The following is a 14,157-nucleotide window of genomic DNA, read 5'->3' on the forward strand; positions in this document are numbered from 1 at the left end:
CTCCTACAGGGGGGCGAGGAAGGGAGCGCGTTGCGCCCTCACGACCAACGCGCCACCGATTTCATGGCACGGCCGATGGACCAGGTTTTTCCTCACGACCCGGCGGCAAGCGACTTTTCCAGCCGCTCCCAATTGCGATCCATGGCGATTGCTTCGGAGATGTAAGGGATGCCGATATGGCCGTAGCGGAAGGAAATCTGCTTTTCGGACTCCGATTCGCTGCGCCCGGCGATCTTGTAGAGATAGATCGCCGACACCAGTCCGGTGCGGTCGGAGCCGGATTTGCAATGCACGAGGATAGGCTTCGGCGCATCGTGCAGGATCTCGATCAGTTTCTCGACCTGCGCATCGGTGAGCTCCTTGCGGGCCGACATCTTGAAATCGACGAACTTGACGCCGAGTTTTTGTGCCTCCGCCACCTCGTCGCGGTACCATTGATCGCCGGTGTTCAGTCCGCGCAAATTAAGTACCGTCTTGATGCCGTATTTGTTGACATAGCGGTCGAGGTTGGACGGTGTCGGCTGGGCGGAGCGATAATATTCGCCGGGGATGACTTCATCGAAATTGCCGAACAGCTGCAGTGTCGACAGGAAGAACGCGATCGCCGCCACCGGCACGAGCACGATGATCCCGATGGCAATGGCCCAGCGGTATTCCACAATCAATCCCCACATCTATCCGTTCAATCCTTCGCGCGGGCGATCAGCGATCGCCGACCGGGTAGCCACAACCTTCTCGGAAAATTCCGGCGCCAGCCGCAGCAACGCGCATCTTCCTGCGAATATCACATCCTTTTGACGGCACTGCGACATTCACGACAATGAAAATCGCAACTAACAGATTTTATGCACTTTGAAAATGCTCTATTGGCGGATCGGCCGCATATCGCGAATCCGGTCGATCGAGGAACCAAATGAAATCCAAACACAGTCTCGGTGCCAAGTTGCGCTACCTGTTCGACCGCACCATGGGCGCGGGCACCGGCGCGCTGATCGGCTGGCTCGGCATAATCTCGCTTGCCATCATCGTCGTTTTCGGCGGCTTCATCTCGATTTCCGGCGTCACGCAGCAGGGCGGGGACAAGCTGGGTTTCGGCGAGGCGACCTGGGAAGCGCTGATGCGCACGCTCGACTCCGGCACGATGGGCGGCGACACGGGCTGGGACTTCCGCTTCGTCATGCTCCTGGTGACGCTCTCCGGCATCTTCGTCGTTTCGACCCTGATCGGTATTCTCAGTTCCGGCATCGAGGCCAAGCTTGACGAATTGCGCAAGGGCCGCTCGATGGTGCTCGAACATGACCACACCATCATCCTCAACTGGTCGCCCTCGATCTTCGACGTCATCTCCGAACTGGTCATCGCCAATGAGAGCCGGCGCCGTCCGCGCATCGTCGTGATGGCCAATCGCGACAAGGTGGAGATGGAGGACGAAATCGCCGGCAAGATCACCGATCTCAAGAACACCAAGATCATCTGCCGCAGTGGCGATCCCACCGACCTCTACGACCTCGCTATCGTCAACCCGCATGAATCGCGCTCGATCATCATTCTGTCGCCGGATGCCGACGACCCCGATTCCAGCACCATCAAGACCATCCTGGCGCTGACCCAGGCGCCGAACCGGCGCAAGGAGAAATACCGCATCGCCGCCGAAATCCGCGACACCGACAATGCCGAGCTCGCGCGCATCGTCGGTGGCGACGAGGCGCAACTGGTGCTCGCCGACGACCTGATCTCGCGCATCATCGTGCATTCGAGCCGCCAGCCGGGTCTCAGCGCTGTCTATACCGAGCTGCTCGATTTCGACGGTTCGGAAATCTACGCCATCGAGGAGCCGGCCGTTGTTGGAAAATCCTTCGCCGCCGCGACCATGTTCTATGAGAGCTCGACCGTGATCGGCGTGGTCGACACGGCCGGCAAGGTCGAACTCAACTCCGCCAACGACCGGCGGATCGTCGAGGGCGAGCGGCTGGTGCTGATCGCCGAGGACGATGACAAGATCAAGGTAAAACCTTTCCAGGGCAAATTCGATCGCACCGCCATCCGCCCGGCAGTGGAAAAGCCGGTCAAGCCCGAGCATACGCTGCTGCTCGGCTGGAACCGGCGCGCGCCGCTGGTCGCGGCAGAGCTTTCACGCTTCGTGGCGCCCGGCTCGCTGCTGACCGTCGTCGCCGATGCCGGGGCGTTCGCCAGGCAGGCGGCCGAGATCAAGCTTTCGGACGACAGGCTGCGCCTCGACATCAGGCACGGCGATTCGTCCTCGCGCAGCGTCATCCGCTCGCTCGACCCGCTGGACTACGATCATATCCTGGTCCTCGGCTATCATGAGGACCTGGCGCCGCAGGCTGCCGACACGCGCACGCTGGTGACGCTTCTGCATCTGCGCCAGGTCGCCGAGGAATCGAGCCGCCATGCGAACGTGGTCAGCGAGATGATCGACGTGCGCAACCGCGAACTGGCCGAAGTGAGCCGCGCCGACGATTTCGTCGTCAGCAATAAGCTCGTCAGCCTGATGCTCGCCCAGGCATCGGAAAACCCATATATGGAGCAGATCTTCGCCAGCCTGCTCGACGAGCAGGGCGCCGAGCTTTATCTCAGAACCGCGAGCGATTACGTGGCGCTCGACACCGAGGTGGATTTCTACACGGTGGCGCTGGCTGCACTGGAACGCAACGAAATCGCCATCGGCTACCGCAAGAACGGCATCGAGGAAGACCATCGCCGGCTGGGCGGAATACGCATCAATCCGGTGAAATCCGCAAGATTGAGCTTCGGCCCCGGCGACTGCATCGTGGTGGTCGCAACGGGCTGAGAAGCCGCCACGCTCGACCGCCCGGCGTCCACGCCTTGAACTCCAGGTGTGGACACCCACGATTATGCGCTTGCGCTTTCAGGCCGAACCGACTAGGAGAGCCGCACCGCACACGGCGCGGGCGATTAGCTCAGTTGGTAGAGCGCTTCGTTTACACCGAAGATGTCGGCGGTTCGAGTCCGTCATCGCCCACCAAGCTTTTTCTGTCCGACCTCTGACCGTTGAGTTCGAGTGTCGCCGACGCGATGTCGGCGAAGATTTTCACCAAGCGTGCAGCTTGTCCTCCTCTCCCTTCGGAGACAATTGGATCATTCGACAGCCCAGACGATTTCACGTCGCCGACGGGGCCTATGCAATTCATCACTCGCCACGAAATGCAATCGTTCTTGTCTCCTCAACGCTGCCGATCGCCAATGTGACGCGGATCGCGCCAGGCAGTTTGCGGGGGGCCGTCCAAGTCTCCTGCCATTCTGACCGGTCTGGGATATTGCGGTTCAAATACTGAAACCGGATCTGGCTGATCACATATAATTCGTCGTCAGTGGATGTCGTCGCGGACGGCTCACGCGCAAAGCGGCGTAGCGCTGTTTTGCGAACCAGCGCACCGGTTCCATTTGGCGAAGACCGTAGTCCATAGCTGACCTCGCGCAATCCTTCCGTCGCAAATCCGGTTCTGACGACGGCGAGAAAGCGAATGGATTGGGGATTGCCGATCATCGGCTGGAAAGTGTCACTGCCGGCAAGCGGCAATTCCAAGGCGGACCCTATGTCCTGGGCGACGACATCAGCGAGGCGGTCGATGGTCTTCTGTGCGTCGTTTTTCGCCTGGATCTGCCGCAACGGGTGGAGCTGAGGAATGACCTCGGACATCAAAGCGGCAATCAATGCAGTCAAGGCCAGTGCGACCAGCAGTTCGAGCAAGGAATAGCCGTCATTTGCCTGACTATTCATGGGAGTGCTCGACATAGACGGAGCTGTAGCGATCGATCAGCCTGCCACTACGATCCCTGAGGTCGAGATCGAAGCTGACCAGATTGCCGCCACCGGCGCCAAAATGGCTCGAGAGGATTTTTCGTGCGATCGTCCAGCGAATTTCGTCGCTGGTGCCAGATTCCTGTTCGGGCTGTTGCGGTGTTCGCACCAGTTTCTCGGCAACCAGCTGTTCAGCCAGGCCCCGCGCCGCTCTTGCCTCATCCGCTCGCCGATAGAGGCGGCTGGAATAGGAGACGGAGAGCGCTGTGCTGGCGAGCACCATGGCCAGCATCAGGAACGCGATGATGACCTCGATCAGCGTGAAGCCATCGGTCGAGCCGTGCAGCCGTTCAGCCATTCGGAGGCACTTGGCGTGTCAGCCCGGTCAGCCAGTTCGTCTCTACCCTGCTCGACTGGCCTTTCGTGTCGGACAGAACGATGTCGACGCCGGAAGAGGTGCCATCGGGCAGAAACTGTACCTGCAGCTGCTCTTTGTCTGAAACGATTTCGCGGCCAACGGTCACGACGAGCTTGAACGAGGCGGGCAGCTCTATCGGATCGTCGAAGCTGCTGCTGACGATCTTGCTCTTCATGTCGATGATCGCCATTTCGGGTCGCGCCAGGGTCGTTGCCCGTTCTCTGACATCATTGAGCAGACGCGCAATCTGCATCCCCAGCTTGTCCGGCGAGGCGCGATTCCTGAGGATGGATAGGCTGGCGAAGCTCAGTCCGAACACGACGGCAGTGATCGCGAGCACGATCAGGACTTCCAAAAGGGTGAAGCCGGCCTGTTTGTCGCTGACCCCGCCTGTCGTCATTTGAACGCCAGGTCGTTGATATCGAGGATGGCGCTCATCACCGAGATGACCAGGCTGCCGATCACCAGGCCCATGGTGATGGTGATCGCCGGGGTGAGCACTTTCAGCAGCCGGTCGAGTTGGCGCGTCGTATCCCGCTCGATGAGATAGGCGGCGCGTTCGGCCATTTCCGGCAGCCGGTTGGCTTCCTCGCCGACGCTCAGCAGCGCCAGGCTGGATTCATCGACAAGGCCGGAGGCTTTGAGGCTTGCGACAAAAGCCGCACCCTGAACGACCTTTTTTCGGACCTCCTGCAGTTTCGGATGGTAGCTCTTGACCGGGCATGCAGCGATGCCGAGCCCGAGCGCCTGGTTGATGGGCACGCCGTTGCCGGTCAGGAGCGCCAAGGCTTGCAGATAGCGCGTCACTGCGCGCTTGTGGATCGTCGTGCCCAGCAGTGGCACTTTCCGGAGCATATCGACCAGGATGCGGCCGCTTGCGGGATGGCGGCTGAAGCCGAGCAGAGCGAGGGCGGCGACGATGGCGGCGATAATAAGAAGATCGAGGTTCTGCGTGACCAGCGCGTTGACCGAGGCCAAGGCTGACAGGATGACCGGCTTCTTGGCCTCGGCATTGTCGAAAATCGGCATCAGCGCCGGAACGAGATAGAAAGTGATGACGCCCAAAGCGACGCACATCGCCACGGCCAGGAAAACCGGATAGACCAGGGCCTCGATCAGGGCGGCCCGGCGCGCCTCCTGCTTCAACAGGTCGTTGGYGATCGCGCTGACGACCTTGTCGAGGCGGCCTGAACTCTCGCCGCTTTCAAGCAGCGGCACGATATCCTCCGGCAGCGCCGGTATTTTCGCAAATGCCTCGGCAACCGCATGGCCACCGCGCAGATGCGTCAGCACCGCGTTCAATATGTCGACTTCTTTTCGGTTGCGCGTTCCGGCGGCAACCGCGGTCAGCGCCGCATCGATGTTGAACCCCGCAGCCATCAGCACATCCAGATCCTGGAAGAGCCGGGTCAGGTTGATTTTGGTGGAGGATTCGTAGCGCGGCAGCGAGAACCTGCTCGCCGGTCGACCCTCTTCGTCGAGCTGAAATGGCTGCATGCCGCGCCTGGCAAGCAGGCGCGCCGCCTCCGACCGGCTTTCGGCTTCGAGCCTGCCGTCCTCGATCGATCCGCCTGTTGCGGCATAGGCGCGGTAGCGGAAGGTCTTCACTGTTCGGCTCCCAGACTGACGGAACGGGCGACTTCCTGCGCCGAGGTGCGGTTGTTGGCGACAAGGCTCTTGCCGTAATCGGCCAGCGTCACCATGCCCTCCTTCTGGCCCTGGCGCAGGATGTCCATTTCGCGCGCCTCGGTGCTGACCATGGCGGCAATGTCGGGGCTGACATTGAGGATTTCATAGGCCACCGTCCGGCCGGAAAACCGGGAGCCGCCGCAGGTCCGGCAACCCTGGGCGCGGGCCTCGTCGCCATGGCAGCTGCCGCAATAGGTGCGGACGAGCCTCTGGCCGATAATGCCGCGGACTGTAGCGGCGATGAGATAGGGCTCGACGCCCATGTCGGTGAGCCGCGTCAGTGCTCCCGCGGCGCTGTTGGTGTGCAGCGTTGTCAGGACCAGATGGCCGGTGAGCGCCGCCTGAATGGCAATCTGCGCCGTCTCCTTGTCGCGGATCTCGCCGACCAGGATGATGTCGGGATCCTGTCGCAGGATCGATCGCAGGGCCTTGGCAAAGTCGAGGCCCAAGGCGGCATTGACCTGCAATTGGGTTATCCCGTCGATCCGATATTCGACCGGGTCCTCGACGGTGAAAATCTTGGTCTCGGTGCGGTTGAGCATCGAGACAAGTGAATAGAGGGTCGTGGTTTTGCCGCTGCCGGTGGGGCCGGTGATGATCAGGATGCCGTTGGGGTTTTTCGCCAGCGCGGTGATCTCGGCGCGCGCGGCCGGCTCATAGCCGAGTTCGGCGAGATCGAGGCTCATGCCGCGATTGTGCAGAAGTCTCAGTGCGATCGTCTCGCCATGGGCGCTCGGCACGATCGAAACACGGAAATCGACTTCATGGCCGCGAATGGAAAGCCGCATCCGGCCATCCTGCGGTATCCGCCTTTCGACGATATTGAGCTTCGACAGGATCTTGATGCGCGACGAAATGCCGGCCAGCAATTGCCGGGACGCCTGTTCGAGAGGCACGAGCAGCCCGTCCTTGCGCAGCCTGATCTGCACGTGATCGCTCAGAGGCTCGATATGGATATCCGTCGCGTTCTCCTCGAACGCTCTCTGGGTGATCCGGTTGACAAGGCTGACTACAGGGGCGGACAGCGCGATGTCCTGCAGACGATCGATATCTTCCTCCAGCGCTTCGTCCGGTGCGGCGGTGGCGATATCGGGCGCATCGCTGGCGAGAATGGATCTGGCCTCCGTGCAGAGGTTGACGACGGCCGATCGGGCAATGAGACGCGGCTCCAGTTCGGCATCGAAAAAATAGCTGACGATATCGCCGGTCGCGATATCGAACGGATTGGCAAAGGCGAGCTCCAATTTTTCATCGAGCCGCAGGGGAAATATGCCGCGGTCGCCGGCATAGTCGATACCGAGCCTGGCGAGCAGGGGGAGATAATCCTCCTGCTCCGGCGGGCCTGCCACAGGCATATCGAGATATTTCGACAGATGCACGACCAGTTCGGCTTCCTTGAGCAGGCCGAGTTCGGTTGCGACGACATCGAGCGGTTGGCCGGTGGAGCGGATGGCGCTTCTGGCGCGCTGGACGGCGTCGTCCGTGGCCGCTCCGGCGTCGAGCAGATAGGCATAAAAACCATCGATCGACTTTTCCTCCAGCTCATACATGGGCGGCGGCATCCCCTTCGAGCCCCAGGAGCGACCCGCAGAATTCGGTCCTGTATTCCCTTGCCGAAGGCGTGGTTGGGTCGCCATGGAGCACCTTGCTCGCCACTTCCCGCACATCGCCTTGCTCTGTCAGCCGCACATAGGTCTTGAGCAAGGCATAGCGGATCCCGTTCGGTCGCGCGGCGTCGACCGCTATGTCGAGATAGCTGAAGCTCCCATTATCGGGCGAAACCTGATCCTTGATCTGCGGCGTCGCATCGATGATGTCGCGAAGGCTCTTGGCGGCGGTGTTGTATTCGACATCGCCGGCGCGTCTGTAGATGGTGAAATAGGGTTGGAGATCGATGGGGGCCAGTTTGAGCGCTTCAATGGCGTCATTGACCTCCTCGACACGCTCGAATGGCGCGTGCTTCAGGCTCGCAAGGCTGGAGAGCGCCTCGGCGGCCTCCGGAGCGAGGCTGTTGTTGCTCCGGGACGCTTCGACGAATTGTTGCAGGATCTGCGCCTGCTGCTCCGACACGCCCGCGGCTTTGAACCCGGCGATCAGCAAGGCGCTGCTGGCATCGTTGAGGTCGATCTTGCCGTCATGATCCTGCAGGCGGAAGCGGAAAGCCAGGTTCTGGAACTGGCAACTGATGGAATCGTAATCGGCAAACTGGCGGAGAAAATCGCGGTCCGTCCCAAGGCGGGACGCAAAGGCCTCGGTCAATCCGGCAGCCAGAAATTCGATCTTGTAGCGTTCGTTGGCAGCGTCGGTTGCGCTGGCCGCCGTTCTTGACGTTTGCGCAAAGGTGGCGATCACCGGAATGAGGATAAAGCAGAACACCAAGACGCCGACGAGGAAAAAGCCCTCGTTGCGCTTGTCGCCTGATCTATTCGGATTGGCGGGCGGCATAGAGTTCAACATCATAGCTACAGTCCGGAGCGCCTTTTTGCGAACAGGTGAAATGCGCGCTTGCCTTGTCGGCTCGGACAAGCACCCAACCATCGAATGCCGCGCCTTGCCTGATCCATCGAATTTCCTTGGTCTCCCGATTTTGCAGAAGCGCCGAGGCACTCGTTCCGAAAATATTGACGCCGAGCAGGCGGATGCGCCGGGGAGCGACCGGCACTTTCGGCGCGATGTTGTCGATGCTTCTCTGTGCCGCGACCTGCACCACCTTGGCGACGAAGGGACGACGCGACGCGTTGAACAGCGGTCGCGCCTCGTTTGCGGCGACGTCGTCGCCGGTGAGCGGCTGTTTCACGCCGCTGACTTTGGCCGGGACGACGGTGCGCTGAGAAGCATGCGCCACCTCCCGAATGGGCCGGATGTCGAAATCCAGCCGGAAACTGGCATACACAGCGGCGCCGACAGCGGCCAGGGCAACCAGTTTGAGCATGGCGAGCGCATTCATCACGGGCCGGCCTTGTCCGACAGGCGCGTTATCCCGTGAAAGGCAATGCGCATCGTCACCCGAGGCTCCTGGTTCTCCCCGGGCGAGGAACCGGCTTGGATTTCGAGGTCATGAACGAACAGAACCGGCTTGGCTGTCTCGATGCGGAAGACGACGTTTTCGATCGACTTCCAATTGCCGTCGATATTGGCCGATAAGCCGATGGATGCGGGGCCGCGATCGCTGCCGGCATCGCTTTCGATCGACTGCAATGCGGCGCCGGCATCCTGCGCCGCATTGCCCAGCCAGTTCTGCAGTTCGGCGCCAATGACCTCCCGGCTCTTGCCCTGAAGAAAGATATCACCGGCCACGGGTTCGGCCACCGCCGGTTTGTCCAGGCCCTTTGCCGCTTCCGAGATCAGCAGCAGATTTCCGAGATAGAGCCGCCGTTCCCTGAGCTCCGCATAGGCGCCGGTCAGGGTGGAGACGGCGAAGGTGATCACGCATGCCACCGCCGTGGCGACCACCAGCAGGATAAGCGCCGCGTAGAGCCGCTGCATTCCAGGGGTGCTGGCATAGAGGCGCGTCAGGACATCAGCCAGCATGGCGCAACTCCAGTTCCATGCTGAACTGCTCGCCCTTGCCCTCCGGCACTTTGATGACGGCCGTGGTGAAATGTGGGTTCTGGAACAGCGGGCTGGCGTCGATGATCGAGATCAGCCGCGCGGCCGATGCGGAGAAGCCGGACAGCTGGATTCTCTGGTCCCGAATGGTGAAATCCGTGAGATAGGTGTCATCGGGGATGATGCGTGTCAGTTCTGCCAAGATCCGCGTCGCCGGAATGTAGGTCGTCACCTCGCGATTGAGGACTTGTACTTTCGAGACATAGGCCGCCTGCTTCTTGAATGCCGCGCGCGCCTTTGCCGCAGCCGGCTCTTCTGTGGCGATCCGGTCGTCCACCGCAGCCGCAGCACTTTGAACCGCGGCAAAGCCGTTCCAGAAGATCAGGCATGAAGCGGCAATCAGACAGCCGATAAACAGCCGCTTGCGCAGCCAGGCAAACAGGCTGCCGGTTTCGCCATTGTAAAATTCGACCGCATAGGGTTCGATCGGCTGCGCGAAAACCTTCCGGTCGAAAGATAGCTCGCCCAGGCGATAGCGATGGGTTCTTATCGCTTCGATCAGCGGATCGAGAATGTCCCGCTTGACGATCACATATTCGGTGGCCTGGTTCACGCCGCCGCGTGCAAAGAGGACATGGACGTCGTCGACCGAGAAGGGCGTGTTGGCCGCAATATCCAATTGTGCCATTTGGTAGGCGCGGGAGAGGGGCAGCCTGCGGCCCGAAAGTTGCCTGACGACGAAACGATCGCTGGCCAGCTGGACATTCAATTTTCTCCGCCCGCCTCGTTTTCCCTGCAGCAAAGAGGCGATGGCGGCATCGGCCTGGCCGGCGCCGAACGGCGTCTTCGTCTCGCCGGCGAGGATGGCGCCACGGGTGACGACGATATCGGCCGGCCGGGCTTCTTTAGTGGCAACCGGTGATCTGCGCGAACCGCCGAGCCAGGTGCGAAGTTCCGTCGTCCACCAATCGAACAATTCGTTGATGGCCGAAGGCGGCACGGGCGATGATCGGCTGCCGAGGCTCACTTCGGAATATCCTCGTCGAGATCGGTGCCGCCTTCCTTGCCGTCGCGTCCAAGCGATCTGACGACCGCCTCATTGTCGCCGCTGGGGGCGACATAGACATATTTGTGGCCCCAGGGATCGAGCAATTCGTCGGCGCCTTTCAGGTAGGGGCCGTGCCAATTGGCGGCATCGGCTGGCTGCTTCGCCAAAGCCGCAAGCCCGTCATCGGCCGACGGGAAACTGCCGACATCGAGCGAATAGAGTTCCAGCGCGCTCTGCAGGTTCTTGATCTGGACTTTTGCCGTCTCGACCTTGGCCGTCGACAGATAATTCAGCACGCGCGGCGCCACGAGTGCCGCAACCAATCCGATGATCGCCAGCACGACCAGCAATTCGACAAGCGTGAAGCCATCCGTCGGCCCGAGCGGGCGAGGGGGTTCGACCTGCTTATGAGACCGACGGTCAGCCAATCGAAAACGCATCATAGAAACCATCCACACCGATGTCGCTGACCCTCAGGATCCAACAGACCAGCAGGCTGAATCCGAGGAAGGGGCCGAAAGGAATTCTTTGCTTCAACACCGCCGAACCGCCGAAGGCCGCGGCACATGCAACGGAAACCAAGGCGGTGAGGGAGGCTAGGCCGATGAACAGGGGTGCTGCGCCGATCGTGATCCAGGCGCCGGCGGCGCCTGCCATCTTCACGTCGCCAAATCCAAGACCGATCCTGCCGGTTGTCAGGTGGTGGGCTTTGCGGATCAGCCAGAAGCATGAAAAGTAGAAGACGACGCTCGCCAAAGCTGCAAGCGGCGAGATCGCCAAGGTCTGAAAACCAAGGCCGACTGCGGCCAGCAGGACCAGAACCCAATCCGGGATCGTCCGTGTGCGAAAATCGACGATCGCGATGATCGCCAGCCCAAGCACGAGAATGAAGAGCTGGATGAGAAGCATTGCGCTCATCATTGCACCAGCCTTTTCAAATCCCGCTTGATCCGCTGCGCCGGCGTGTCGGACTTGCCGAAATCCATCTTGGCACGGAATTCTTCCGTCACCTCGCGCGCCTCGTCGAGGCTGCGCACCACCCGTGGACGGATGAAAATGATCAATTCCGTCCGCTCGATGCCATCGATCTTCGCCTTGAACGCATTGCCCAGCACCGGCACGTCGCCAAGGATCGGCAGCTTTTTCTCGGCAAGCGATTTCTTTTCCTGGATCAGGCCGCCGAGCGCCAGGCTCTCGCCATCGTTGACGACGACCCGCGTGGTGATCTTGCGCTGCTGGACGGTCGGGGAGTCGATGCCCGACGTCGTCGTCTGCACGACATCGCTGACCTCCTGGTCGATGTCGAGCATGACGCGGCCGGAATTGTTGATCCGTGGCGTCACGGACAGGATGATGCCGGTATCCTTAAGCTCCACCGAATTGACCACCGCCGACGCATTGGTGACCGTGCTCGTCGCCGTCTGGGTGACGATCGGCACCTGGTCGCCGACCTGCAGCGTCGCCTGCTGGTTGTTGATCACCATCAGGTTGGGCGAGGAAATGACCTTGACTTTGGTCAGGCTCGAAATCGCGCTCAGCGCAGATTGGACGTCATTGGTCGTATGTGTCCAGGAAAAGCCGGGAAAGGACGGCGTCGGCACGCCATTGTCGGTGTCGGTCAGGGCAAAGCTGTTCTTGCCGTGCTCGAAATACCAGTTCATGCCATATTTCAGCTGGTCGTTCAGCGTCACTTCGGCGATCACGGCTTCGAGGAAAACTTCCGTCGGCACGACGTCGAGTTGCTGCAGGATCTGCTCGATACGATGATATTCGCGCGCGGTTGTCGAAATCAGCAGAGCATTGTTTTCGATGTCGGCGACAATCTTGGGTCCGGCAGCGTTCGGATCAGCCTGGCTATCCGTCGGTTGCCCGCTGGTCGTCTGGGTTGGCGTCTGCGTCGTCTGGCCGGTCTGCGTCGGCTGTGCCGTATAGGCCGTCGGCGTCAGGTTGGGGGCGACATTGTTCGTTGTGGGCGTCGTGCTGCCATTGGTCAGCACCGATTGCAGCACGGCCGCCAGTTCTTGCGCCGGCCGGTTCTGGATCTGGTAGACGAACAGCTGTTCGTCATTGTTCTCGGCGACCCGATCCAATTGCCGGATCCAGGCGGCGACCTTGGGCAGGTAATCGCGCCGCGAGGTGATCGCCATCACGGAATTGAGCCGATCATTGGGGATGAATTTGATGATCTTGGTGCCGGAATCCAGCCCGAACACCGAATAGAGCTCGGTGACCAGCGCATCCGGCTTGGCGGTCTTCAGCGGATAGAGGCCGACGGACATGCCTTTCATGTAGTCGACATCGAAGACGTTGACGGCATCCTGGATCGCGCCCAATTCGCCGCTGTTGCCGGCAACGACGAGATAGTTGCGCTTGGAGTCGATCCGCACGATCGAGCCGCGCCGGGCGATCGGATCGAGAATGCCCTTCATCTCGTCGGCCGCGATATAGCGCAGCTGGATGACCTGCAGCCGCACGCCCGGCCCTGCGGCGCGCAGGCCGGAAACATCGATGGCTGGCGCCGATTTCAGCGCCTCGGTTTCCGGCACGATGTCGTAGCGGCCGTTGCGCTTGACGATCGCCGCATGATTGACGGCCAGCGACGTTTCGAGGATTTCGAGCAGCATGTCCTTCGACACCGGACTGCTGGTCTGCAGAGTGATCTGCCCCTGCACCCGCGGGTCGACCAGATAGTTATAGCCCATGATATCGCCGAGAATCTGCTTGGCCGCCTGGGCCACGGGCGCGCCGACGAGATTGAGCGTATACCCATCCTTGCCACCGGCATCGGTGACATGCGAAATCGCCACCGGCTCCGGATTGACGAACTGTCCCGTGCCGGGAACCATGAAGGCGGCCTGCGACGTCAGCCTGTCATCGTTGCGAACCACTTTCGTCCGCGGCGCGTCGGTATGGGCCAGCGCCGTGTTCTTGCCCACCCCATCCATCAACGCATTCCAACGGTCACCAGTGCCGTCGGAAGCGCAACCCTGCAGCAACGCAACCAGGAGAACAACAGGGTATTTTAGGTTACGCACAGAGACATCCCGCCACTACAGGGTTAACAACTTATTACTGCGGAGTGGCGTTGGAAACGTGTTTTCGATTTGGCAGCGTCTTGTTAACAAGAATGAGTTCTTAGGTGTGGCAGATTTGGCGTGCGTGTTAATTCTCGTGGGTTTCCACTCGATATCCAGACTTAACTCTTTCAATTAAGAGGGTGTCGTTTATCGTCTCACGCATAGGCAGATTGCGTTGCTCACGTGTCAAATGACCGACACGCCACTCTTTTTCTCCGTCCCACAGCCACCAAACGTTCGTCACTCCCGTAGCAGGATCGGCCACCCCCGCACGGAATAGTGGGAGGGGACCGACGTCGTCCGGGAGCGGCAAATGGTCGACAAGTGCGACAACACCTCTAGAAACCGCGGCGCCCAGTGGGAAAAACGCCAAAAATTGCGGCTTACTTGCGATAATAGCGTCAAATCTCAAAGGGCGTTTCTGGTAGAAACTCGGAAAAACTCTTAGTAGGGCCCCGTAATTGTGGTGCTTATGAGAGTATTGAGCGTAACAAAGTCCGTCTTCCGACGAAAACTCTACCACATCTCCTATTTTAGGTCTTTTTTTTATAGTCATTTCTCAGAATCCCGGGTATCCGACACTGTGTAGAAT

At 60.5% G+C, this 14,157-nt stretch carries 14 protein-coding genes and 1 tRNA gene; 2 read left to right on the forward strand and 13 right to left on the reverse strand.

From position 1 onward, the window contains the following. Positions 1 to 92 precede the first annotated feature (92 nt). Positions 93 to 674 carry a dual specificity protein phosphatase family protein gene (locus AC1D06_RS38530; RefSeq protein WP_477990855.1) on the reverse strand — a complete coding sequence of 194 codons (582 nt, stop codon included), beginning with the start codon at positions 672 to 674 and terminating at the stop codon, positions 93 to 95. 239 nt (positions 675 to 913) lie between these two features. Between AC1D06_RS38530 and AC1D06_RS38535 the strand changes: the two genes are divergently transcribed. Together AC1D06_RS38535 and AC1D06_RS38540 are read left to right on the forward strand one after the other, a co-directional pair. Beyond that, positions 914 to 2,812 (forward strand): CASTOR/POLLUX-related putative ion channel, encoded by a 1,899-nt coding sequence (locus AC1D06_RS38535; RefSeq protein ID WP_477990856.1) that lies wholly within the window; start codon positions 914 to 916, stop codon positions 2,810 to 2,812. Between the two features lie 119 nt (positions 2,813 to 2,931). Next, positions 2,932 to 3,007, forward strand: a tRNA-Val gene (locus tag AC1D06_RS38540). A 165-nt stretch (positions 3,008 to 3,172) separates the two neighbouring features. Here the strand turns inward: AC1D06_RS38540 and AC1D06_RS38545 are convergent. The 12 genes from AC1D06_RS38545 to gspD are packed head-to-tail and all read right to left on the reverse strand — an operon-like array spanning position 3,173 to position 13,523. Then, positions 3,173 to 3,778: a prepilin-type N-terminal cleavage/methylation domain-containing protein gene (locus AC1D06_RS38545; RefSeq protein ID WP_477990857.1), complete on the reverse strand. Its 606-nt coding sequence runs from the start codon at positions 3,776 to 3,778 to the stop codon at positions 3,173 to 3,175. Next, positions 3,756 to 4,142, reverse strand: a complete 387-nt coding sequence (locus tag AC1D06_RS38550) for a type II secretion system protein (protein WP_477990858.1) — start codon at positions 4,140 to 4,142, stop codon at positions 3,756 to 3,758. The genes AC1D06_RS38545 and AC1D06_RS38550 overlap by 23 nt, the downstream gene beginning before the upstream one ends. Continuing rightward, positions 4,135 to 4,602, reverse strand: a complete 468-nt coding sequence (locus AC1D06_RS38555; RefSeq protein ID WP_477990859.1) for a prepilin-type N-terminal cleavage/methylation domain-containing protein — start codon at positions 4,600 to 4,602, stop codon at positions 4,135 to 4,137. The genes AC1D06_RS38550 and AC1D06_RS38555 overlap by 8 nt, the downstream gene beginning before the upstream one ends. After that, positions 4,599 to 5,810 carry a type II secretion system F family protein gene (locus AC1D06_RS38560; protein WP_477990860.1) on the reverse strand — a complete coding sequence of 404 codons (1,212 nt, stop codon included), beginning with the start codon at positions 5,808 to 5,810 and terminating at the stop codon, positions 4,599 to 4,601. The genes AC1D06_RS38555 and AC1D06_RS38560 overlap by 4 nt, the downstream gene beginning before the upstream one ends. Continuing rightward, complete coding sequence (locus AC1D06_RS38565; RefSeq protein ID WP_477990861.1) at positions 5,807 to 7,441, reverse strand: GspE/PulE family protein; 1,635 nt, start codon at positions 7,439 to 7,441, stop codon at positions 5,807 to 5,809. Before AC1D06_RS38565 ends, AC1D06_RS38560 begins: the two co-directional genes overlap by 4 nt. Further along, the gene (locus AC1D06_RS38570; protein WP_477990862.1) at positions 7,434 to 8,351 is read right to left on the reverse strand and encodes a hypothetical protein; all 918 of its coding nucleotides are present in this window, start codon (positions 8,349 to 8,351) and stop codon (positions 7,434 to 7,436) included. Before AC1D06_RS38570 ends, AC1D06_RS38565 begins: the two co-directional genes overlap by 8 nt. After that, a complete protein-coding gene (locus tag AC1D06_RS38575) occupies positions 8,314 to 8,838 on the reverse strand; it encodes a hypothetical protein (protein WP_477990863.1) in 525 nt (174 codons plus the stop codon). Before AC1D06_RS38575 ends, AC1D06_RS38570 begins: the two co-directional genes overlap by 38 nt. Beyond that, the gene (gene gspM, locus AC1D06_RS38580; RefSeq protein WP_477990864.1) at positions 8,838 to 9,422 is read right to left on the reverse strand and encodes a type II secretion system protein GspM; all 585 of its coding nucleotides are present in this window, start codon (positions 9,420 to 9,422) and stop codon (positions 8,838 to 8,840) included. The genes AC1D06_RS38575 and gspM overlap by 1 nt, the downstream gene beginning before the upstream one ends. Then, positions 9,412 to 10,467 (reverse strand): PilN domain-containing protein, encoded by a 1,056-nt coding sequence (locus tag AC1D06_RS38585; protein ID WP_477990865.1) that lies wholly within the window; start codon positions 10,465 to 10,467, stop codon positions 9,412 to 9,414. The genes gspM and AC1D06_RS38585 overlap by 11 nt, the downstream gene beginning before the upstream one ends. Next, positions 10,464 to 10,931 (reverse strand): type II secretion system major pseudopilin GspG, encoded by a 468-nt coding sequence (gene gspG, locus AC1D06_RS38590; protein WP_477990866.1) that lies wholly within the window; start codon positions 10,929 to 10,931, stop codon positions 10,464 to 10,466. Before gspG ends, AC1D06_RS38585 begins: the two co-directional genes overlap by 4 nt. Next, the gene (locus tag AC1D06_RS38595; RefSeq protein WP_477990867.1) at positions 10,909 to 11,406 is read right to left on the reverse strand and encodes a prepilin peptidase; all 498 of its coding nucleotides are present in this window, start codon (positions 11,404 to 11,406) and stop codon (positions 10,909 to 10,911) included. Before AC1D06_RS38595 ends, gspG begins: the two co-directional genes overlap by 23 nt. Continuing rightward, positions 11,406 to 13,523: a type II secretion system secretin GspD gene (gspD, locus tag AC1D06_RS38600; RefSeq protein WP_477990868.1), complete on the reverse strand. Its 2,118-nt coding sequence runs from the start codon at positions 13,521 to 13,523 to the stop codon at positions 11,406 to 11,408. The genes AC1D06_RS38595 and gspD overlap by 1 nt, the downstream gene beginning before the upstream one ends. Positions 13,524 to 14,157: the final 634 nt, after the last annotated feature.

This window comes from Rhizobium sp. P2_G2 (genome assembly GCF_056403555.1).

Excerpts from the sequence above, each read along its gene's own strand:
- AC1D06_RS38530 (WP_477990855.1), bottom strand. The coding sequence starts at position 674 with ATGTGGGGATTGATTGTGGAATACCGCTGGGCCATTGCCATCGGGATC.
- AC1D06_RS38535 (WP_477990856.1), top strand. The coding sequence starts at position 914 with ATGAAATCCAAACACAGTCTCGGTGCCAAGTTGCGCTACCTGTTCGAC.
- AC1D06_RS38545 (WP_477990857.1), bottom strand. The coding sequence starts at position 3,778 with ATGTCGAGCACTCCCATGAATAGTCAGGCAAATGACGGCTATTCCTTG.
- AC1D06_RS38550 (WP_477990858.1), bottom strand. The coding sequence starts at position 4,142 with ATGGCTGAACGGCTGCACGGCTCGACCGATGGCTTCACGCTGATCGAG.
- AC1D06_RS38555 (WP_477990859.1), bottom strand. The coding sequence starts at position 4,602 with ATGACGACAGGCGGGGTCAGCGACAAACAGGCCGGCTTCACCCTTTTG.
- AC1D06_RS38565 (WP_477990861.1), bottom strand. The coding sequence starts at position 7,441 with ATGTATGAGCTGGAGGAAAAGTCGATCGATGGTTTTTATGCCTATCTG.
- AC1D06_RS38570 (WP_477990862.1), bottom strand. The coding sequence starts at position 8,351 with ATGATGTTGAACTCTATGCCGCCCGCCAATCCGAATAGATCAGGCGAC.
- AC1D06_RS38575 (WP_477990863.1), bottom strand. The coding sequence starts at position 8,838 with ATGAATGCGCTCGCCATGCTCAAACTGGTTGCCCTGGCCGCTGTCGGC.
- gspM (WP_477990864.1), bottom strand. The coding sequence starts at position 9,422 with ATGCTGGCTGATGTCCTGACGCGCCTCTATGCCAGCACCCCTGGAATG.
- gspG (WP_477990866.1), bottom strand. The coding sequence starts at position 10,931 with ATGATGCGTTTTCGATTGGCTGACCGTCGGTCTCATAAGCAGGTCGAA.
- AC1D06_RS38595 (WP_477990867.1), bottom strand. The coding sequence starts at position 11,406 with ATGAGCGCAATGCTTCTCATCCAGCTCTTCATTCTCGTGCTTGGGCTG.